This window comes from Peribacillus sp. BM1 (assembly GCF_056679975.1).
The window spans coordinates 2161436-2182740 of record NZ_CM155259.1 but is presented as its reverse complement, the minus strand read 5'-3'; the positions used below and the strand labels follow the sequence as shown (position 1 = coordinate 2182740).

The 21305-nt window shown below is 37.6% G+C and carries 20 protein-coding genes; 9 read left to right on the top strand and 11 right to left on the bottom strand.

Annotation, left to right across the window (positions count from 1 at the left end; translation table 11 throughout):
• Positions 1-59 precede the first annotated feature (59 nt).
• The 7 genes from AC1MGI_RS10520 to AC1MGI_RS10490 all read right to left on the bottom strand — a co-directional run bounded on the left by AC1MGI_RS10520 (position 60) and on the right by AC1MGI_RS10490 (position 7185).
• Positions 60-1423 (bottom strand): IS3 family transposase gene (locus tag AC1MGI_RS10520; RefSeq protein WP_480349647.1). Its coding sequence is split into 2 segments (ribosomal slippage): positions 60-964 and positions 964-1423, totalling 1365 coding nucleotides; the frame shifts between segments, so codons are not numbered across the junction.
• A gap of 84 nt (positions 1424-1507) precedes the next feature.
• Positions 1508-3016 carry a coproporphyrinogen III oxidase gene (locus AC1MGI_RS10515; protein ID WP_480349646.1) on the bottom strand — a complete coding sequence of 503 codons (1509 nt, stop codon included), beginning with the start codon at positions 3014-3016 and terminating at the stop codon, positions 1508-1510.
• Between the two features lie 321 nt (positions 3017-3337).
• Positions 3338-3610, bottom strand: a complete 273-nt coding sequence (locus AC1MGI_RS10510; RefSeq protein ID WP_028393229.1) for an HU family DNA-binding protein — start codon at positions 3608-3610, stop codon at positions 3338-3340.
• Between the two features lie 367 nt (positions 3611-3977).
• Positions 3978-4196 (bottom strand): hypothetical protein, encoded by a 219-nt coding sequence (locus tag AC1MGI_RS10505; RefSeq protein WP_062182345.1) that lies wholly within the window; start codon positions 4194-4196, stop codon positions 3978-3980.
• 156 nt (positions 4197-4352) lie between these two features.
• The gene (locus tag AC1MGI_RS10500) at positions 4353-5219 is read right to left on the bottom strand and encodes a Cof-type HAD-IIB family hydrolase (protein WP_480349645.1); all 867 of its coding nucleotides are present in this window, start codon (positions 5217-5219) and stop codon (positions 4353-4355) included.
• Between the two features lie 309 nt (positions 5220-5528).
• Positions 5529-5879 (bottom strand): YlbF/YmcA family competence regulator, encoded by a 351-nt coding sequence (locus AC1MGI_RS10495; protein ID WP_062182352.1) that lies wholly within the window; start codon positions 5877-5879, stop codon positions 5529-5531.
• Between the two features lie 166 nt (positions 5880-6045).
• Positions 6046-7185 (bottom strand): DUF445 domain-containing protein, encoded by a 1140-nt coding sequence (locus AC1MGI_RS10490; RefSeq protein ID WP_480349644.1) that lies wholly within the window; start codon positions 7183-7185, stop codon positions 6046-6048.
• Positions 7186-7372: 187 nt separating this feature from the next.
• Here AC1MGI_RS10490 and AC1MGI_RS10485 point away from each other — a divergent pair, with 187 nt between their 5' ends.
• The 9 genes from AC1MGI_RS10485 (at position 7373) to AC1MGI_RS10445 (ending at position 16935) form a co-directional block, all read left to right on the top strand.
• On the top strand, positions 7373-8737 hold the full coding sequence (locus AC1MGI_RS10485; protein ID WP_480349643.1) for a YheC/YheD family endospore coat-associated protein: 1365 nt from the start codon (positions 7373-7375) through the stop codon (positions 8735-8737).
• 34 nt (positions 8738-8771) lie between these two features.
• The gene (locus AC1MGI_RS10480; protein WP_480349642.1) at positions 8772-9878 is read left to right on the top strand and encodes a YheC/YheD family endospore coat-associated protein; all 1107 of its coding nucleotides are present in this window, start codon (positions 8772-8774) and stop codon (positions 9876-9878) included.
• A complete protein-coding gene (locus AC1MGI_RS10475) occupies positions 9847-11223 on the top strand; it encodes a YheC/YheD family endospore coat-associated protein (protein ID WP_480349641.1) in 1377 nt (458 codons plus the stop codon). The genes AC1MGI_RS10480 and AC1MGI_RS10475 overlap by 32 nt, the downstream gene beginning before the upstream one ends.
• On the top strand, positions 11220-12419 hold the full coding sequence (locus AC1MGI_RS10470; protein ID WP_480349640.1) for a YheC/YheD family endospore coat-associated protein: 1200 nt from the start codon (positions 11220-11222) through the stop codon (positions 12417-12419). The genes AC1MGI_RS10475 and AC1MGI_RS10470 overlap by 4 nt, the downstream gene beginning before the upstream one ends.
• A 57-nt stretch (positions 12420-12476) precedes the next feature.
• Complete coding sequence (locus AC1MGI_RS10465) at positions 12477-12686, top strand: DUF5342 family protein (RefSeq protein WP_480349639.1); 210 nt, start codon at positions 12477-12479, stop codon at positions 12684-12686.
• Positions 12687-12748: 62 nt separating this feature from the next.
• A complete protein-coding gene (locus AC1MGI_RS10460) occupies positions 12749-12934 on the top strand; it encodes a hypothetical protein (RefSeq protein ID WP_480349638.1) in 186 nt (61 codons plus the stop codon).
• Between the two features lie 221 nt (positions 12935-13155).
• Positions 13156-14046 carry a helix-turn-helix domain-containing protein gene (locus AC1MGI_RS10455; protein ID WP_480349637.1) on the top strand — a complete coding sequence of 297 codons (891 nt, stop codon included), beginning with the start codon at positions 13156-13158 and terminating at the stop codon, positions 14044-14046.
• A 115-nt stretch (positions 14047-14161) separates the two neighbouring features.
• Positions 14162-15298, top strand: a complete 1137-nt coding sequence (locus AC1MGI_RS10450; RefSeq protein WP_403072557.1) for an ABC transporter ATP-binding protein — start codon at positions 14162-14164, stop codon at positions 15296-15298.
• 743 nt (positions 15299-16041) lie between these two features.
• Positions 16042-16935 (top strand): DMT family transporter, encoded by an 894-nt coding sequence (locus AC1MGI_RS10445; protein WP_480349636.1) that lies wholly within the window; start codon positions 16042-16044, stop codon positions 16933-16935.
• 123 nt (positions 16936-17058) lie between these two features.
• Here AC1MGI_RS10445 and AC1MGI_RS10440 read toward each other — a convergent pair whose 3' ends face one another.
• The 4 genes from AC1MGI_RS10440 to AC1MGI_RS10425 form a co-directional block, all read right to left on the bottom strand.
• Complete coding sequence (locus tag AC1MGI_RS10440) at positions 17059-17511, bottom strand: GNAT family N-acetyltransferase (RefSeq protein WP_480349635.1); 453 nt, start codon at positions 17509-17511, stop codon at positions 17059-17061.
• Positions 17512-17595: 84 nt separating this feature from the next.
• The gene (locus tag AC1MGI_RS10435) at positions 17596-18624 is read right to left on the bottom strand and encodes a serine hydrolase domain-containing protein (RefSeq protein ID WP_480349634.1); all 1029 of its coding nucleotides are present in this window, start codon (positions 18622-18624) and stop codon (positions 17596-17598) included.
• A gap of 148 nt (positions 18625-18772) precedes the next feature.
• Positions 18773-20515, bottom strand: coding sequence for a CocE/NonD family hydrolase (locus AC1MGI_RS10430; RefSeq protein ID WP_480349633.1), 1743 nt, complete (start codon positions 20513-20515; stop codon positions 18773-18775).
• Positions 20516-20617: 102 nt separating this feature from the next.
• A complete protein-coding gene (locus AC1MGI_RS10425; protein WP_480349632.1) occupies positions 20618-21301 on the bottom strand; it encodes an ABC transporter permease in 684 nt (227 codons plus the stop codon).
• Between the last annotated feature and the right edge of the window lie 4 nt (positions 21302-21305).

The following is a 21305-nucleotide window of genomic DNA, read 5'->3' as shown; positions in this document are numbered from 1 at the left end:
AAATTCTCAAAAAAAGAACCCTAGACCATGATCTGACCCAATAAAGTTAGACAAATATTTTAGGCGACTTCTAAGATCTGAGTTCGGTATTCTACCGGGCTCAGGTCTTTTAATTTTGCCTTCATTCGCTTGTGATTGTAATACTCAAGATATTCTTCTAATTCCTTTTCAAAATGCGCCATGCTCTCAAACTTTTGTAAATAAAGCAGTTCTGATTTTAATAAGCCAAAGAAATTTTCAATGACTGCATTATCTAAGCAGTTGCCCTTACGGGACATACTTTGCGTTATCTGGTGCTCTGTTAATGTTTTTTGATATTTTTTCATCTGATAATGCCAGCCTTGATCGGAATGAAGAATAACTTCATCTCCTAGTTGAAGGCGCTGAACAGCTTCGTTTAACATATCACCTACAAGTTGATAGACCGGTCGATTCATAACTTTATATGCGATAATTTCGCCATTACACAAATCAAGAACAGGTGACAGATAACGCTTTTCTCCAAAGAGATGGAATTCGGTCACGTCTGTTACCCATTTTTGATTCATTTTGTCTGCCTTAAAATCACGCTGTAATAGGTTAGGAGCGATTTTTCCGACATTTCCTTTATAAGAGCGATACTTCTTCATACGAACCATACATTTTAAGCCGATTTCATTCATCAAGCGGTTGATGGTCTTCGGGTCATGCGTAAGACCGTATTTCTTCAGTTCTTTCGTAATACGACGGTATCCATAACGCCCCTTATGTTCGTGATAAATGATCTTGATTGCTTCTTTAACAGCTTCATATTTATCGACCTGATTCAATCGTTTTTCCCAGTAGTAATAAGTGCTGCGTGGAATGCTTGCGACTTGAACTAAATCCACGACCTCATATTGTTCCTTTAGTTCAAAAATTACTTGCGTTTTGATTTTGGTTGTAATTTTTCCTGCATCTGAACTAAACCATTCAACTTTTTTAAATAAGCATTTTCCATTTCTAAACGCTGGATTTTCGCTTGTAAGGCTTCTATTGAGCCTTCAGCTGAGATTGATTTTTGTGATTCAATTTTCTTTGCTTCTTTTTTCATGGATGAACGCCCCTTTTTCTTTGGTTCTAGCGCGTCCAATCCTTTTGTCTTAAGCAACTGCTCCCACCGATAAACAATACCAGGGGAAGAAATATTAAATGTGCTTGCCGTTTCTCGAAGAGACACACCTGTTTTGTTCATAAAATTGAGTACGTCTAGTTTAAACCCAGTTGAGTAGCTTGTATAGCCTTTCTTAAAACCTTTTTCACCTTGTGCTTCAAATAATTTCACCCAATTAATGACTTGAGATTTAGTTGTACCAATGCTCTCTGCAATGGTTTTATAGCTTTCGTTTCCAGTTAAATAGCGTTCCACCGCTTGTAATTTAACTTCTACTGTATATTTAGACATAAAAACACCCCGTAAATATTAGTTGGTGTCTAACATTTACGGGGCAGTTCACCATTTCTATCATGGTCTAGGGTTCTTCTTCGATTATTTTTGTATAACCCCGAACAGCTCTTCAAGAATCTCTATTTTCTTCTCTGTATAGTGTTCAAAATTGTCATTGTATGACTTAGGGTCCTTCGGGTTGGCAAAATGAGTAATCTTCCCTGTGACTGGATCAAGGAACTTACTTGCCGCCCCACAGCCAAGCCCGATAATGGTTTGCTGTTCTTCCATAATCATGATGTTATACAAACTTTCTTGACCTGGGAAGGAATAGCCGACATTTTCAAGGTTGCCAAGAATATTCTTCTGGCGATATAAGTAATATGGCGTGTACCCATGCTGTTCTGTCCAGCTCTCGGCCGTTCGCATCATTTTCTCGGCTTCCTCACGCGAAGCCACTTGATACTTTTGCTTATTGCGTGTCATTTCCGAAGCACGTTTGAACGATAGCGTATGCACAGTCAGTGATTCGGGCAGTAGCTTTTCCGTCTCATCCAAGGTTACCTGGAATTCAGGTAGCTCCTCTCCAGGCAAGCCAATAATTAAATCCATATTAATATTATTCATGCCCATTTTTCTTGAAAGATGGAACTTCGTAATCGTTTCTTCAACCGTATGATGGCGCCCTATTGCCTTCAGCGTCTCTTGAATATATGATTGCGGATTCACACTAATGCGGTCAATTTTCCACTTTTTCAATACTTCGAGCTTTTCTGGTGTAATCGTATCAGGACGCCCTGCTTCAACTGTTATTTCACGAACCTTTTCAACATCCGGGAAACTTGCATACATTTCTTCGTACAGCATATCCATTTCTTCCGCAGTAATACTTGTTGGTGTACCGCCACCATAATAAACCGTGGTGATTTTGACACCATGTTCCTTCATCCAACGGCCCATTTCTTTAATTTCATAATGAAGACCGCCAAGAAATGAAGTCACAGAACCTTGTCTACCATTAATCGCGTAGGCAGGGAACGTACAATATGCACATTTTGTTGGACAAAATGGAATCCCAATATAGATACTCACTTCTTTTTTCAATTCGTATAAGTCCGGTATAGCTGCCAATTGACGATCGACGATACGCTGCATTAGATCAATTTTCTCATCAGAAATTAAATAATCTTCACGGAGTTCAGCATGTGCTTGTTCTTTCGATAGCCCTTGCTGAAGCTTTTGATGGAGGAGTTTGGTGGGACGAATTCCTGTTAAGATACCCCATTTCTGTGTGATGCCTGTGATCTTCTGAAGCACATCCAAATACACATGGGAAACAACTCGCTTCACTTGTTTAAACTGCTCTTTATCAGTTTTTGCTGGAATCAGCTCTTGCTCATAACCAGCTGTATAGTTTTTTTGCGTAGCTTTTACCAGAAGTGCTGCGGTCACGATAATTTTATCGGTTACTTCATACTGAAGTGTCACCTCAAAATCTGCATCACTAGCCTCGCCAAAAACAATTTCCGTTTCTTCATAAAATAAGTTCGCAATATTTCGAAGCGGACGTTCAAACCGCTCATCATGTAATCCCTTTATTTCAATTTGCAAAATGATCACCTGTTTAATTTTATTTCGTAAATATCCTTCTCATTTTACAGAATTGGACTAGTTCGGTCAATGTTAACAACAACCAAAGCAATTTGCTAGTGACTAATCCATCATTTCATCTGAATATTTAAAAGCGATACTTTTCCGACCTTTTATAAGGAATTTCGACCGATAACTGAACGGCAGGTAAACGAAAGCTTTGTTAAAAGGTATACATATCTTACTTTTTTCTGGATAACCGTTTTCAAACGTTATTAAATAAAAAACTCTGGAGATGAACTCATCCCCAGAGTTTTTTTACACAATTGTAAATAGAATTACTTATTTAACAGCTTCTTTTAATTCCTTACCTGGTTTAAATGCGGGAACTTTGGAAGCAGCGATTTGAATTTCTTCACCTGTTTGTGGGTTTCTACCTGTACGAGCTGCTCTGTCTCGCACTTCAAATGTGCCAAATCCAACTAATTGAATTTTTTCTTCTTTAGAAAGCGTAGTAGAGATCGTTTCAATCAACGCATCTACCGCTTTTTTAGCATCTTCTTTTGTTAATTCTGCTTGTGCTGCTACAGCACTGACTAATTCAGTTTTATTCATAGTCTTACACCTCGTCCTTTATTCTTAAATAGTATGTAGAAATGAAACCATAACATATTATCTCTATATCTGTCACCTAGTAAGGCTAAGATAAGGCAAACTAAATTCCTGTAACTATTGTTAAGTTGAAAATTACAGTATTTTTTGTTTGTTGTTTCGACTGATTTCATATATCTTGTGCATTGATTAAAATTTGAACAGTAGTTCTCTCTATCAGTCTGTCCAAAAACAATGGATAGTATAAGTATACTTAACTTATAATGATTAGATTATGTAAGAAAAACATAAATAAATCAACAAAAAACACATGGCTAACTGCAAAACCATGTGTTTTTTGTTGATTTGTTAGTATAGAAAGATGATAAATTTAAGATTCGCAGCCTTCACACTGAAAAATTTGTTTTTCTGCATCTAATACTTTTAACAACTGTCCAATCACCACATCTTCATCCTCAGTAAATTCCAAGTCGACGATTCTTTCGTGGATCAATGCTTTAGCCTGTTCTTCTGTTTCGGCGACTTGACTAAATTCACCTTTTTTCTGAGTGGAAAGCACTTCATACTCAAAAAGATACCGTTGTTTCATCGTATCACTCCTATCCTCTTGTTAATCTTCTATTATAATGATTAACTTCGAGAAAGAAGAATGATCTGCTCTATAAAAATGAAATTAACCATCATTTTTACCTATATAGCTTTTGTTAAGTTTGTTGAAAGGAAACTAGAAATTATTCTTTGTTAATTATTTCAACATGTTCATCTTTGTTAAAAATTCAATATCGTACTGCTTTCTAAAAAACTCCTTCAGCATATACGCCACACCATGTTCATCATTCGTACGAGTTACCCATGCAGCAGCAAGCTTCACATCATTTGGAGCATTGCCCATGGCAACTCCAAGGCCTGATTCTGAAATCATTTCGAAGTCATCCTCATCATCACCAATTGCAACAATTTCATTTCTTTTAACGCCTAAATAGTCCGCTAAATAAAGAATCCCATTCCATTTAGAAACACCTTTTGGAACAATCATAATTTTTTGATAATGTTTTTCGATTACTTCCACTTCGGGGAATAGCTCTTTAAATAAGATTAACAAATCAGCTTGATCTTTACGACTTTTAAAAATCACATCAATTTTCACTGGTGAAAATGGCTGTTCGTTTAACTCTTCACTTAAAACATCTACAAAGTGCTGCGAATATACACTTGGCTCATTATTGTAGATGATCGTTTTTCCTAGCAAATTTTCAGGAAGATTCATTCGATTTCCAATCAAGGATTTTTCCCGGATTAATTGAATCTGACATTCAGTTTTTTCAAGCAGCTGAACCATTTCAAGTGTTAATTCTTCACTCATTCTTTTTATAAAAATTGGTTTCTCAATCGTTGAACCGACAAAGGCTCCTTGATGAGCAATCAGCATCGGATTAATTTTCAACGCTTTCGCTACTTTTTTTGCTGAGAGATAATTTCTTGACGTTACAAGGGCTACATTCACACCTTTTTGATGTACATATTCAATAGCTTCCCTCGTGGATTTATGTAAACGGCCATTCGATTGAAGCAATGTCCCATCAATATTCACGGCAAGTAAGCGATACACCATGTTGACCACCCCTCCTATTCCAATTTATGAAGGAAAAATTGGCGGTAGAACATATGGATAGCAAGAATTTTTCCATTTTGATTTCAGGTTCACTTACAAGTTGCCAGACAGGAAAACGCTAGCTAAATCACATGGCCTATTAGAAAAAAAGTGAAATTTCCATCAGTTTTTCTCATCCCCCACTAATGCCCCGTTCTACTTTCGCTAAAAATGAAATAAAAAAACATGATCATTTAAAAATGGCCATGTTTTTTTATTTGTTTAATTGCACCTTGATATGAGTCCGTTACGAATTAACAAAGTGAATGATTATTGTTGTGGAGAACCGTAAAGATCTTCTAACGGTTTCATGATAATTTTGTTTAAATCAGCAATTGCCATGCTCATTCGTTGTTCGGCTTCCATCAGTTTTGAAATGGCTTCATGTTGTTGAACTAATGCCACTGTTTTTTGCGCTTGTTCGACTTCTTCTGGCGTGATTTCTTGTCCAGTCATTTGCTTTTGTTGTAAGTTCATCTGCATATTACGGAAGTTCTCGAACATCCCTTTAGCAGATTCGTCACTGTTGACTTGATCAAATAGGCTTTTTAGCTCCTTGTATTCATTGCTCTCACGGATTGCTTTTTCTAAATCATATGCTGAATCATATAGATTACTCATTCATATTCCCCCATTCATGGATTTCTCTTTTCCACTATACCAAATCTAACCTGAAAATCACACATATTCTTCCTCCATAAAGTGAAACCTTAACTCAGCGGGGTGTTCTTTCCCCACCTGCGCTCCTCGATTTCTCTAAGCCTTGAGGTGGGGTTTTGACTTTCCATTAATGCGGGATAAAAACAGCAATTAATCCCTGAACGATCCCGATAATTCCTCCTAATAAAGCACCTAAATACGTAATCATCGATAGTTCTTTTTTGGCAATCGATAAAACAATTTTTTCAAGATGCTTCATTGGGAAACCTGCAACTTGTTCTTCAACTATTTTTGCGATTTGTAGCTTTGCAATTAATGGTGTAATATGCTTGCCTAAATAGCCAATACCCTGGTCAAACACAGCTGGAACCATTTTTTCTATAATTAGCTCTTCCACATTACTTGTGATCTCTTTAAGCGGTTTATTCATTATTTCTTCAATGGCGAGTAACTCTGCGGTTTTTTCTAATAGCAATGCTTTGATTTTTTCATTACCGAACATATCCCAGACTTTACTAAACTCCCACTGCTTCACTTTGCTCCATTCGCCAACCATTAGAACGGTGATCAATTCTGCCGTTTTCTTTTGCTCAAGAAATTTGATTAGTTCTGGCTGCACCTTATCAACAAGTTTTCCATTGCCCACGAACATTTGGATTATATTGCCGAACATGCCTCTGTTTTTAAAGAAGTCGTTAACCATAAACTCTAATCGCACTTTTCCTTCCTCACTAATAAAGTATTCTTTTCCTTTCTGCAGTATGTACGTGGAGAGTGTCGGAATTGTTTCTGAAACTTTTTCTTTGACTTTGGGAGGCAATACCTCATCCAAGGTTTGATGGCCATATTCGGTAAGCCAGTTATCATATTTATTCAAAACAAATTCTTTAGCATAGTTTTCTAATTTTTCTCCAGGTTGATGTACTCCGAATTGAGTGAACATTGCATCCAGACTTTTTTCAGTTGTTATGACTTTTTTTACTTCTCCTTGCATCCATTCATTCATATCCTTTTTAAAGGAAGCATTCACAATCTTATTCTGAATGCTTTTGGGTGTAAGTAAATGATCAACTACGACTTTTCCAAGCTGTGTAGCCAATTCCTCTTGGCGTTTAGGCAATAGACCTGGTGTAAAGGGGAGGCGTTTTCCAAATAAATAAACAGCCTTGTAGGGATGAAAAAGCATCTTAATTGCTAAATAGTTGGTCGATCCTCCTATGATAGCTCCAATCAAGACCATAAAGATGATGGTTAATAGTAAATTCATGAAGTTTCTCCTTTTATTCGGGTTTAACGAACCGCCAGCGGGAAAAACATCGCTGATGGAAGTTACAAATATGAATAGGCTGTTGCACACATTCTTTATTCATTAATCATACAATAACCCAGAATAGCAAAATCGCCTAAAATAGGTGGTATGACTTATCTAAACCGAGCGTAAACGGGGAATGACAATGAAGGTATTATGCGACAAAGTTTCAATAATTGCAGATAAAAGTACTGCGGGTCGTACTCCCACTATTTATGTCCCTCCATTTCTTTTAAAAAAGTGGCAGCTAACAGACTCCACCCGTATCTCATTACAAGTAGGTTCCAAACAAATAGACGTGTTCGTAAGGATCCATCAAGATCATTTAGCACAACTTAAGATTCCCGAAAATGTACTTCAGTTTCTAGCACTTCCTAATCGATCATTCTCTGTACAAATAGGCTTTTGTCCGATAGATTCTCAGCTTTCAATTGGGCCTATTCTAGCACTTCTCACCCATCAAACACCAAGTGAAACGAATGGATTTGGAGATATGGAAATCTTTTTTAGAGAATTGTACAGGTTTTGTTGCATGAATGGATTTCTTTTTTTCATCATTCCCCTGCAAACTCTTGAAAAACCAAAAGAATTGACAGGTTACCTTCCAAATGATGAAGGTTGGGAACGGATGTCTGTGCCCATTCCCGATGTTGTATATAACCGAATCCATTCAAGAAAATTGGAAAACACAGAATTATTCATTCGGTTCCGTACATTATTAAAAGAAGCTTCTATTCCCTTTTTCAATGGCAGTTTTCTTTCTAAATGGGAAACTCATGAACTACTATTAACTGAAGATTCACTTGATCCATACTTGCCTGAAACCATCCTGCTCCAGTCAGAAGCAGACTTTGTCACTTTTTTGCAAACTCATACAGAAGTATTTGTAAAGCCTGTGTTTGGAAGTCAAGGGCGCAATATTTGTAAGCTATCACGTGTTTTGGAAGGATGGGTTCTAGAGCATTCAAGCAATATACAGGATACTCATCTAATCGAAACCGAGGAACGCCTTTATCAAGTCCTAATGAAAAATACAAAAAAGCGTTCCTATATCGTTCAAAGAGGCATCCCATTACTCGATATTGATGGGCATAAAACGGATTTTCGAGTGCTACTTAATAAAAGTAAAAAGCAAGAATGGACGATCACATCCATTGTTGCAAGGCTTGGTAATGCCGGACATATTGTTTCAAATCTCGCTCAAGGCGGCGAAATGAAAAATGCTGCTGCATTTCTCTCCTCTGTTTTCGAACGACCAGAAGCGATTCAGATTTATAAAAGCTTATCCAGCCTTGCTTTAAACGTTGCCAAAACAGTTGAAAGCAAGCGAGAGGATTTATTTGGGGAGCTCGGTATTGATTTGGCACTTGACTCAGACAATCATCCTTGGATTCTTGAAGTGAACTCAAAACCTTCGAAGAAATTTCATGCAGACTCTGATAAAATTCGTCCCTCTGTGAAACGCATCGTTGAATATATGAACACTTTGTATGTAAGTAAGGGGCCTTAAATCTAATCATGACCAATGGAAAGGAGCGGGAACTATGGTTTCCCTAGGCATCATGTTATCCGATTTATCAAAGGAACAGCGTTATAGTACTGAAATTGCAAAAAGAGCAAGTAAAAGTGGGTGGAAGGTATTTCGGTTCAAGTCTTCTGGTATTGATACGGAAGCTAAAACGATACAAGGTGAATCGTACAATCCGGTAACTAATCTTTGGGATGTAAAAAAGTTTACGATCCCAACATTTATCTATGACCGTAGCTTTCATGGATTAACTAGAGACGACCAAAAAACTCGAAACAAAATAACTTGGCTAAAAGAGCAGGCTCAATTTCTCGGTCATGGCCTTCCTAGTAAATGGGAAGTTTATACTAAACTTAAGGATTTGCCACTGCTCCAAGCTTATATCCCCGTAACAGCACAGGCAACAGATGCAAAAACCGTTTGGAATCATCTTCATGAATATGAACAGATTCTTCTAAAACCATCATTCGGCTCGAGAGGAATCGGAATTTATCTTTTATCTAAGGTTGAAGATGGAACCGTCGTAACGATGACAAAACATGAAAAACGATATGAAAGACACTTCAAATCAAAAGAACAGCTTCATAGATGGATTGAATCACTCTTAAACAAATTCCAATTCCTTATTCAGCCTTATTTACCATTATCCAATCTTGATAACGAACCATTCGATCTGCGCATTCTCCTGCAAAAAGATGCAACCAATCACTGGGTAGAACAAGGTAGGGGAATTCGTAAGGGGAACAAGGATTGTATCACATCAAACTTAGCAACAGGTGGCAAGGCTATCACCTATGAAAAATTTATCAAAGAAATTGCCCATCCCCATCAAAAATATATTGAACTTACCATTGGGCATATTCTTCGTACGCTACCTGAGGAGCTTGAAGTAAGATTTCAGCCACTTTTTGAACTAGGGATTGATCTTGGCATTGATCAAAAAAATCGAGTTTGGATTCTTGATATCAACTCCAAACCCGGTCGAAAAATTATTGAAACACTGCAACCAGATAAGAAAGATGCCCTATATCATGCTCCAATTGCTTATTGTCAATATCTATCTGACAACTTAGTGAAAGCAGGTGAAACCGATGAAGAAAATCTATCCCTTCGAAATAACTGATATGCTGGGAGATGTTTTTTATTACCCATCTGAGCTAGAAGGGGTTGTCAATTTTACCGATAAGGAAGCCGTGTGCTTTGGTCATCGTGCACATCAGGCTGACATAAGAAGCAACCCTTCTATTCGGCAAACTTTTGCTCTTTCACGATCGCTTGCAAAAGCGCTATACTTTCCAGAAACAGAAACTTCCTTACATGTGTTCCCTTATCAAAACAACATTCATATCGGGCCACTAGTCGGCATCTTTTCAGCGGGCTTTGGACCTTTTTTAACTAAACCGTTGGGCGAACGTTCTTCATTTTTTTCTAAGCTTTTATCTCTAAATAAAACAACTGGCTGCATTCCCTTCATTTTTGGTGAAAATCACATCAACTGGGAGCAAGAAACGATTCGTGGCTATGTGTATCAGGACAATCAATGGGACATCTGTGAATTTCCTTTTCCAAATGTCATCTATGACCGGTTACCTAACCGAAAAACAGAGAATAAAACGGGGCCAAAAGAAGTGAAACGAAAATTCCAAACGGACTATTCCGTTCCTTGGTATAATCCAGGCTTTTTTAATAAATGGGATGTGTATGAGCGTCTAATAGATGATGAACGCGCTACCCCCTACTTACCTGTCACCTATCCATTTCAGTCTTTTGCAATTGTTGAAACATTACTTTCTGAACATCGTCAAGTTTATATAAAACCGATTCATGGGAGCCTCGGATTAGGGATTCACCAAGTTCTTTATGATAAGCATGGAGACATGTATTACTGCCGTTATCGTGATCATGAAAATGAAAACCGATTAAAACGCTTCTCCACCCTTGAATCGATGCTAAAGCATGTGTTTAAAAACAAACGGATTGACCATTTAATCGTACAACAAGGGATATCCTTAATCCGTAACAACCGCCGTCCAATCGACTTTCGGGTCCATACGAATAAAGACCTTGATGGGGATTGGCAAGTTACTGCAATTGCCGCAAAAATTGCTGGTGAAGGTAGCCTCACAACCCATGTGAAAAATGGCGGGACGATCATGACACTTGATGAACTTTTTGGTGATGATGATACAGTATTTGAAGTCCATCAACAATTATCAAAAGCCGCACTTATCTTAAGTGAGGCGATCGAAGAGCACTTGGATGGGATCGTTGCTGAAATCGGTTTTGACTTAGGATTAGATAAGCAAGGGCAAGTCTGGATGTTTGAAGCCAATTCAAAGCCCGGACGGTCGATTTTTTCTCATCCTAAATTGCGTGAATTTGAATTATTAACAAGGAAGCTTGCTCTTGACTATGCCGTCTATTTAACGGAGCAATCACTCGCCAGCACTGGCGGCTTACAGGAATGAAATTGTATTACGATTTAACTAATCATTTATGGTCGCATTGCTCTTTTGGTCAAAAGGCCTATTTTGGCCAAGAATCTGCACAAATCCATTTTAATGAAGCAATCCCATCACCATCCTTTTCCATACAATCAAAACTGGAGCACAGAAACCGAATATTGACCGTTGGGATCATGACCTGTCAAAACAAAAAGAACGATTTAGGTATTGCTGGAAACTTGCCACTATTTTATGACTTGCACCAAGAGCTTTTAAAGCATGGGATCTTCTCATTTATTTTTACTGCAGAAGACGCTTTAGCAAATACCGGACTTGGTCTCGTTTATAGTGCTGATCATGAGAAATGGATGAAGGTCGCAGTTCCCAAGCCATGTGTCGTCTACAACCGGATTCCCTTCCGTTCATTTGAAGAAACCACTTCGTTCCAATCATTACTGAATGATTTTAAAGCCCGTAACATTGCAGTTTTCAATCCTGGTTTTTTTCATAAATACGATATGTTTGAAGCGTTAGCTAAAAATCCCGGATTAAGTCCATTTTTACCAGAAACCATTCTTCTATCTACATCCCAAGTGCTTAAAGATTTTCTTGAACATCATCGTGAAATTTATGTGAAGCCAGGGAAGGGAAATCGTGGATACGGCATTGCAACACTTTCCTTAACAAATCATTCAGCGATACTTGTTAAAAAAACGAGTAGCACAGAAACCTACCCTGCTTTTGAAGATTATTGGAAGTCTGAAGCAGACAGACTATTACGAAAAAAGTATATCGCCCAACGTGCAATAGAACCGAAAAAAATACGAGGTCATCGCTTTGATTATCGAATCCTTGTTCATTACCAGAATGGAGTTCATCTTGTAACAGGCAAAGCGGTTAGGATGTCTCAAACCCAGGAAGTTACCACACATATTCCAAGAGGCGGAAAGCTTTATCCATATACTCGATTGCAATCGGCAGAACTTGACGAGCAATTTAAAACGATTGCTGAACAATGCGGCATCATTCTTTCGAAGTCATTTGGTTTTTTCGGAGAATTTTCAATTGATATTGGTGAAGATCTTAATGGGAATCTTTTTATTTATGAAGTAAACGCAAAGCCCATGCAATTCGATGAGCTGGAAATCGAAGCAGCCCGCCATAAGCAGTTGCGAAATATATTCAAAGAAATCGGTCTACCAAAACTTCGTTCAAGATAGCAATACAGAGTGCTCTTCCTTTATACTACTAATAATCCCATTTATGGGGGTAATCATGTGATCACTCATTTTCAGGTGGCGCCATTATATAAAGACAAGCAATTGCCTGGTTGGACGATTTCCTTTTATTATGATAAAAAATATTATCAAGTCATTTATCTTCCTGATGGAAGGATTGAGTATCGAAATTCAGAACCTGCTCGCACCAATATGGATCAGCTAACAAGCAGGATTCACGACTTAATGGTCTTTCACGTTTATGAATAATGACTTTTTCTGCGGTAAAACTATAATCGCGTGCAAAAGTGCCATTATAGGAGGAAACCTACATGAAAGAAAAGTACACATTTCTCAAAGATACTGATTACGAAGGAAAAGATACAGCCTATTTAGATGTTGATCGAATTATTAACGAAGGTATGGCCGGCGGTAACGTCTATCAAGCAGGAAGCAAGCAAAATATTGAGGAGTCGCATGATTTTTATGACGAAGATCCTCCTCGAATAAGTAACTAACAGGATGCGAAAGAGACTGAACCCATCATGGTTCTGTCTCTTTCTTAATAACTCCATTATTCTCCTCTTCGCTATTCTAATTTTTTTAAAAAGTCTTCCCTCACTCAATTTACTACTTATCCCTAAAATTGATAAAAAATACATCAAATTGTTCTAATAATTAAAACTTCGTTATAATAAAGAAAACTTCCCTGGAATACAAACAAGAAAGGTAGTTCATTATGATAGAAAAATTACTGAATAAATTTCCAAATTCGATTTCCCATAAGCAGGAAGCTTCTAATGTGGAACAGTACTTGTGGTTTAGAGATGATGCTGGCTGTGAAATCGGCATACCGAAATCAGCCATTACACCTGAAGAGATCAACCTTCTTAGTCTCTTATTCCAAACTGATTCTTTCGACGGACGAAACGATACTTCCACCAAACTAACTTGGTGTGACTTTTTATTACATAAGAATGGAAAATTACCTAGAACACGTTGGGAACATGTGCGTTTCACCCATTTCCACTTTGATCATAATGATTTTTCCTATCGTGATTTTGAAGAAGCGCTGTTGTCATTTGTTTCTTCAAGTGCAGTATTAATATGGACGGGTGATAAATCAGGTTCTTTAATCGAGGGAAAAACAGAAGGTGGACTAAGTAAAGAGGGACTAGTAGCCATGCTGCAAACGTTAGAGAGTGATTTTTATACAAAGATTGAAATATTCCTAGGTAGCTTTCATTTGGTAGATAAAGAGTTAGCCTCTCACTATGAAATGGAAAAGAAATACTATCTTAAAGCGAAAAATCTTATTCAAAATCAGAAAATGGTCGTTCTTGCTGATTTACTTCCTCTGCTATTTCTAGAAGGCATTGCAGAAGAAGAAAAAAAATGGTTTACTACACAATTACTCGGTGAAACATTACTAGATAAAGAATTAATTGGTACAGTGAAAACCTATATTGAATGTAATTCAAATGCAAGTTTAGCTGCTAAGAGACTTTATATCCACCGCAATAGTTTGCAATATCGCATCGATAAATTTATTGATAAAACAGGCCTTGATGTACGAACCTTTAATCATGCATTACCCGCTTATTTGCTAATTTTGTTATCAGAGTTTTAAATCTATGGCAACTTGCATAAAAACATACTATCATTTTTGTGCACCCTGTCTATATTATTTTGAATACGCTTCCAATACAATAGATTCATAGACAAGAGATTGGGAGGTTTTATAAATGGCAGAATTACAATTAGAACATATTTTTAAAATCTACGATAATAAAGTAACGGCTGTAGAAGATTTCAATCTACAAATTGAAGATAAGGAATTTATTGTTTTTGTAGGACCTTCTGGCTGCGGTAAATCGACAACATTACGTATGATCGCAGGACTTGAAGAAATTTCAAAAGGTGATTTCTACATTGATGGAAAACGTGTAAATGATGTTCCGCCTAAAGATCGCGATATCGCGATGGTCTTCCAAAACTATGCATTATACCCACATATGTCTGTATATGATAATATGGCATTCGGGCTAAAACTTCGTAAAATGCCGAAAGCAGAAATTGATCAACGCGTGAAAGATGCGGCGAAAATTCTCGGTCTCGAAGTATACTTGGATCGTAAACCTAAAGCCCTTTCCGGTGGTCAACGTCAACGTGTTGCCCTTGGTCGTGCAATCGTCCGTGACGCAAAAGTCTTCCTGATGGATGAGCCATTGTCGAACCTTGATGCTAAGCTACGTGTGCAAATGCGTGCTGAAATTGCAAAACTGCATAAACGCTTAAACACAACAACAATTTATGTTACCCATGACCAAACAGAAGCAATGACGATGGCTACACGCCTTGTCGTTATGAAAGACGGTATCATTCAACAAGTTGGTGCTCCTAAAGACGTGTATGAAAGACCTGAAAATGTTTTTGTAGGCGGTTTCATTGGCTCTCCGGCCATGAACTTCTTAAATGGAAAACTAGAAAATGGTTTTGTTAAAATTGGCGACCAATCTATCGCCATCCCTGAAGGCAAAATGAAGCTTCTTCGTGATCAAGGTTATGTAGGAAAAGAGATCATTTTGGGAATTCGCCCTGAAGACTTCCACGATGAGCCTTTATTCATTGAATCTTCTCCAGAAACGAGAATGAGTGCCCACATTGAAGTAGCTGAGCTAATGGGTGCAGAGTTCATGCTTTACTCTTCACTAGGTGGCCAAGACTTCGTTGCACGTGTTGATGCTCGTACAATCGTTCAAGCAGGCGATAATTTGGAAATGGCACTGGATATGAATAAAGCGCATTTCTTCGATGTCGAAACAGAACAACGCATCAGACCTGTATCGGAATTAAACCAGCTAAAAGAGGCAGTCAGATAATTTCAGCTTTCCTCTTTTAGAGTGAAAAAGCTATGAAGACTTATAAAGGAGCAGTGCATTTCACCTATGAAATTGCACTGTTTTTTTGTTCTCAATGAACGCTAACTTACTCTTAACCCCCTTCATTTCTACCTATTTTTAGCCTCTAGTTTATTAAGTAAACGGATTAACTCATCCAAACCACCCAAATTTCCAGCCCATAGTAGGTATTGCTAAAACTGCTTACCCTTTCCCGCCCGTTCAACAAAAAAAGTCGCCGAAGCAATCTTGGCAAACTTATTTATGTCGGCAGTTTTTACATACTTGAATGATGTTTTTTGTTTCCGTTTTATGAGAGTATAATAATTTAATTCTTTTTCGATTACACAACGGACAGTCCCCTCGTCCTCTTGAAGGGAGCTTACTTAATGTTTTTCCCCGGTATCTTTTCGCCATTTCCATCCATCCCTCATATAAAAATTCATCCTTCCCTTTATTTAATGAAGGACTGCAAAGAATATTGTTGGGCATTTTAATCAATTTTCATTTTTTAGGATCTAAATATTCCGTTAACGCTAAACATAAGTACCCGTTCGGATCAGCTTAAATACATTCAGGATTTCCAGAAACAATCCCTCACAAAAAAAGGGGAAATTCGGATATAAGAACATCTTATATCCGAATTATTGAAATAGTATACGGAACAAGCTATGACGTTTATAATAGACCAATGGCATTTTGTTAGAGGAACGGTGATGATTTAAATGTTAAAAGCTTATTCTTGGCTGATTTTATGTGTTGTTGTCTGGGGAAGTAATTTTGTCTTTGGTAAGATATTAGTTCAAGATTTCTCCCCAACTATGCTAACTATGCTGAGACTACTGTTTATTGTCCTAGTGTTAATTGGATTATCTTTGTACAAAAAAGGATTTAGACGTGTAAATAATGTAGATTTGATTTGGCTTTTTGTTTTGGGAGTTATTGGTGTATTCATTAATCAATGGTCTTTTTTTATGGGATTACAAACAGCTGATCCAACCACATCTGCATTAATTTTAGCTACTACTCCTATTTTAACTAGCTTTTTAGCCGCTGTATTTTTAAAAGAAAAGTTAACGACTCGTATGTTGCTGGGGTCCATTCTTGCGGTCATCGGCATTTATTTTGTCGTAACGAAAGGAAATCTATCAACCATTCACATTGATAAAGGATTATTATGGATTGTTGTAACGATGATTACTTTCGCCATTATGATAATTATGACAAGAGTCCTCTCTCAAAGAGTAGACCCGCTTACGATTACTTTATATTCAAATCTTGTTGGATTTATTGTAGCGATCCCATTTGCTTTTTCATTAGACGCTCCGATTCGGATAAGCTTTGATATATCTGATTGGGCTTTATTAATCGGAACAGCAGTTATTGTGCATGGCATAGCCACACTTATTTGGAATAATAATATTCGACATGTTGATGCTTCAAAGGCATCTATATTATCTAATTTAGAGCCCTTTGTCGCCATGGTCACAGGATTCATTTTACTATCCAAACCAATTACCAGTGTAGAATTATTAGGGTCCCTATTCATTGTGGGAGGAGTCGTGCTTTCTACTTATCAACGAAAAAAGCTATCTAAACAAACTTCTTCTGGTAAGTAATTCAGAAGAAGTTGATAAGATTCCTAATGATCCTTATGTGTATAGGAGTTATTAAAACACTCAATAGATCACAGTCAGATTGTAGTGAAAAGAGATTTTCACTACAATCTTTTTTTGTTCGGCTTATAAATCCTGAGATAATCGAACCATATCCCTGCACTGTATACCGTTCTCAAAAATGTCTTCTTGATAATGCTTAATAAAAAAGTCCTTATCGATATCAACCATTCTAAAGCCACATTTTTGATAAAGTGCTAACTGTCCTATGCTTGAATTCCCAGTACCAACTTCTATTGTTTTATATCCTTTTCTCTTGGCGTATTGAACTGCATCCAATACTAAATGCTTCCCTATCCCCCTATGTTGATGCTGTTCTGCTACAGCAACATTCACCAATTCCACCATCTCGGGACGTGTTAGTAGTAGCACATAAACGCCAATAATTTGTTGATCAATTTCAGCTACAAAACATTCTCCCCTAGTGATATATTGTTCAACCATTTTTCGCGAAGGATCAGCTAATAACAATAAATCCATTGGCGGTATTTCATTTACATTTAATTTTCTTATATTCATATTCTCTCCTCTAATACCCGGCTTTCTCTCTTAAAATGCTAGTAGGTTAAAAACTTATTCCAAGCTCTGAACACAAAATATCGGTTATCCCTCCATATATTCTTCTATTGCTTTCATTACTTGATAAGAACCTGAACATTTATTTGAAGGAATTGCAACGATAATCCCGAATTCAGGATATACCGCTGAATGGAAGCTCACACCAGGATCATAGCCCATTACATGATATTTGTAGATGGAATGATTCCGCTTATTAATCCACACCCCATACCCGTAATCTACTCCCTCTTTCACATGAATGTGTGAAGTCAAAAGCAAATTCGTATTTGTTTCATTTAATAGCTGAAAATTAAATAATGCTTCCCAAAGCTTAATCATGTCCGGAGCAGTAATATAGGCTCCTCCATCTGCACCACCTTGGATAGGGATTGAGTAGACATTCGTTTTCCATGTCCCATCCTCATGATCGATGTATCCGTAAGATGTGTTTTTAGGAAGCTGATCTAAAGAAAAATAACCAGAATCATTCATTCCACATCGTTTAAAAACATTCTTTACAACATAGTCTGAAAAAGAACAGCCTGTTTGTTGCTCAACAATCAACCCTAGAACTATGAATGCAGCATTATTATAATGAAATTTCTCTCCAGGCTTGAACAACATGTTGCCATTTTGGAACAGTGGTAGAAAATCTTTTAAACTTTTTAATAGATACATAGGTGTTGCCTTCCAAAGATCTTCAAAGTCAGCCATTATTTCTTCATCAAAATAGTCGGGAATTCCTGAACTATGTGTTAAGAGATGGTGGATCAATACATTTTCATTAAAATGAGGGAATTCTATATCCAAACAGTCTTTAAGTCGTGTATCAAAAGATAATTGGCCATTTTCAACTAATTGGCAGATCGCAATTGCAGTAAACAACTTACAACCTGAAGCGATGCTAAAGCGTGTATGAATGGTATTCAGTTGTTCATTCACTCGATTGGCAAAACCAGATGCTGACTTCAAAATTACTTCAGTTTCATCCTTAACTATGACAACTCCAGAAAAACCCTCATTGTTCAAGAGCTTTTCAATCGATGTATTAATCTTTATATCTCTATTCTTCATCTTCTACACCACCATCTAATAATTTGCCTTTAATTATTAAACTTCGCTTGTATATTTTTCTGGTAATAATTCCAACACATTGCACTTCATTATTTTACCTTTATAATGAAAAAAATTGCTAATAAATAGCAATTTTTTTGATGTCATTTTAGTTTTCAATGCTCGGGATTACCGGTAACAAAATATGAGAAGGGTACTCTTCATTGTGATAAATGGTTTGGTTAGCTGTCTGATACTTTGTGGCTTCCAGCATCGTTGTACCATTGTTAAAATTCACATCGAAGCGTGGAAAGTTACTGGACGAAATCTCCACTCTTATTTGGTGGCCAGGCAGAAATACATTACTTGTTGCCCATAAATCGATCTCATATTGAACGACTTCATCATTTATGGCTTCTTGCTTCTGCCCATTTCGATACGTCGTACGAACAATACCATCTGTTAAATTATAAGCTCTGCCATCGGGCATAACGTCGATTAATTTCGCGGTAAAGTCCGTGTCTTGCGCATCTGTTTTTGCCCAAAGCTTCACTTTGATTGGGCCTGTCACTTCAAGTGTTCGCTCTAAAGGCTCTGATGTATAAACTAATACATCGTCTCTTTTTTCAATTTCTCGCTGATCAAGAGGTCCCAACGTGTTAACACCGGAAAACAAGGTTGCTCCCCCATTTGATGGAACTGGATTCGCAGGATCATACACAAATGTATCGACTGGTTCATTTTCCGGCTTTTCAAAACTTAAACGCCCATCACCAAAGCGAGTATTTGCTCCCCCCTCACTATGTAAATAAAAAGGAGTATACTTTGTTCGAGCTAACGGCCATTCATTTTCACTACGCCACTTATTAATCCCCATAACAAACAATTTAATCGGCGCTTCTTCAAACACAGTTGAATTCTTGTCTTTTAACCAATGATCAAACCATCGAATATGTAAGTTAGTCAAGTCTTCTTTTTGATCAATCCAATCGCCAGATGCATGAATGCCAAAAGACCTTTCACCTAGTACAGAACTAAATAAACCGTGTCCCCATGGACCAATAATTAATTTTTGATCGGACTCCACCATGTCACTCAACTTCGTATAATTTTGAAGCGTTGCTTGTAAAAAGTTATCATACCAGCCAGCAATATGATAAGCTGGAACTTCGATATTGTGATATTTGTTTGTAATATTCACTCGATCCCATTGATCTTCACTCCATGTATCACCAACAAGATCATAAAAGAAGCCAGCTACTCCTAGCTCTTTGAGTGGAGGCCAATCCTGAATTGGCTTGTAATGATACCATTCTTCTATCTGGTTGTCATATTCCGCCATTTTTTCCATCATCTCAGCATACTGTTTCGGATCTTTATATTTTCGACTAATCTGATCTGGTGCGACTGATTGAAGTGCCCATGTTTCTGAAGAACCGACCAAGAACTTCCCACCCTTTTCTACTGTGTTCTCACGCCAGTCATATAACGTCATGGCAGGGGCAATCGCATGCAAATGTGGTGGTCGTTCCGTAGCAGCCAACAACTGCGTAAAGCCATAATAGGACAAACCAAACATCCCCACTTTTCCATTTGAAAAAGGGAGTTTTGCCGCCCATTCCACCGTGTCATATCCATCTTCCGCTTCATGTAAAAATGGGACAAAATCTCCTTCAGATGCAAAGCGTCCTCTGACATCCTGAACAATGACTACATATCCATTTTGCACCATTCGATTTGTATCGAGATACCGATGTGAATACATAGGCAAAGCTTTATTATAAGGCAGTCGGGTCAGCAGAACCGGAAAAGTTCCTTCCTTATTAGGGCGATAAATGTCTGCATATAGAACCGTACCATCCCGTAATGTACAAGGAACATCTTTCTCTAGTAAAATTTGGCCAATAGTCACATGAGTTCCTCCTTTTTCCCTCTCTAAGAGGTTGTTCGAAAAGTTTGGTAAAAGGTTTGCCAATTTCTTCGTCGCGCATTTTTGACCTTCTGTTAAGAAAGGCTATACTGCAAGCTCTTCAACTTGCTTTACGGTGCCTTTTCTCTTTTTCATGGGTGATAACTTTCGTTCTATCCAACCCATCACAACATCAGCGATAATGGCCATCAAAGCGGTAGGGATTGCCCCTGCTAAAATAAGCGCTGTCCCATCTGTAGCATTTGTACCTCGTAAAATGATATCACCTAATCCGCCAGCACCAATGAACGTACCAATGGTCGCAATACCTATTGTAATAACTAACGCAGTTCGTAATCCTGCCATAATAACTGACAAAGCAAGCGGTAGCTCAACCATTCGTAACACTTGTAACTTGGTCATCCCCATCGCTTTCCCTGACTCTAGTAAAGCATGATCAACATTTCGAATTCCTGTATACGTGTTTTTAATAATTGGTAAAAGGGAATAGAGAAACAGAGCAAACACAACTGTATTCGTTCCAAGTCCCATTACCAACATAAGCACAGCTAACATGGCCAATGCCGGGATCGTTTGTATAATGTTTGCTAAAGACATGACCCAGATACTTAACTTATGGTATCTGGCAATTAAGATTCCAAGCGGTATTGCAACGATCGCTGCTAAAATCACACCATAAGCAGCCATTAAAAAATGCCGATAAAATTGTTCCCATACATATCCTGTGTTTTGAGAATAATAATATAAAACGTCCTGTATCGTTTCCATTAAT

Bases quoted from the DNA above. Each gene is read 5' to 3' on its own strand.
- AC1MGI_RS10510 (WP_028393229.1), bottom strand. From the start codon at position 3,610: ATGAATAAAACTGAATTAGTCAGTGCTGTAGCAGCACAAGCAGAATTA.
- AC1MGI_RS10505 (WP_062182345.1), bottom strand. From the start codon at position 4,196: ATGAAACAACGGTATCTTTTTGAGTATGAAGTGCTTTCCACTCAGAAA.
- AC1MGI_RS10495 (WP_062182352.1), bottom strand. From the start codon at position 5,879: ATGAGTAATCTATATGATTCAGCATATGATTTAGAAAAAGCAATCCGT.
- AC1MGI_RS10440 (WP_480349635.1), bottom strand. From the start codon at position 17,511: ATGAATATAAGAAAATTAAATGTAAATGAAATACCGCCAATGGATTTA.
- AC1MGI_RS10475 (WP_480349641.1), top strand. From the start codon at position 9,847: ATGAAGAAAATCTATCCCTTCGAAATAACTGATATGCTGGGAGATGTT.
- AC1MGI_RS10455 (WP_480349637.1), top strand. From the start codon at position 13,156: ATGATAGAAAAATTACTGAATAAATTTCCAAATTCGATTTCCCATAAG.
- AC1MGI_RS10445 (WP_480349636.1), top strand. From the start codon at position 16,042: ATGTTAAAAGCTTATTCTTGGCTGATTTTATGTGTTGTTGTCTGGGGA.
- AC1MGI_RS10485 (WP_480349643.1), top strand. From the start codon at position 7,373: ATGAAGGTATTATGCGACAAAGTTTCAATAATTGCAGATAAAAGTACT.
- AC1MGI_RS10435 (WP_480349634.1), bottom strand. From the start codon at position 18,624: ATGAAGAATAGAGATATAAAGATTAATACATCGATTGAAAAGCTCTTG.
- AC1MGI_RS10500 (WP_480349645.1), bottom strand. From the start codon at position 5,219: ATGGTGTATCGCTTACTTGCCGTGAATATTGATGGGACATTGCTTCAA.
- AC1MGI_RS10425 (WP_480349632.1), bottom strand. From the start codon at position 21,301: ATGGAAACGATACAGGACGTTTTATATTATTATTCTCAAAACACAGGA.
- AC1MGI_RS10490 (WP_480349644.1), bottom strand. From the start codon at position 7,185: ATGAATTTACTATTAACCATCATCTTTATGGTCTTGATTGGAGCTATC.
- AC1MGI_RS10460 (WP_480349638.1), top strand. From the start codon at position 12,749: ATGAAAGAAAAGTACACATTTCTCAAAGATACTGATTACGAAGGAAAA.
- AC1MGI_RS10450 (WP_403072557.1), top strand. From the start codon at position 14,162: ATGGCAGAATTACAATTAGAACATATTTTTAAAATCTACGATAATAAA.
- AC1MGI_RS10470 (WP_480349640.1), top strand. From the start codon at position 11,220: ATGAAATTGTATTACGATTTAACTAATCATTTATGGTCGCATTGCTCT.
- AC1MGI_RS10480 (WP_480349642.1), top strand. From the start codon at position 8,772: ATGGTTTCCCTAGGCATCATGTTATCCGATTTATCAAAGGAACAGCGT.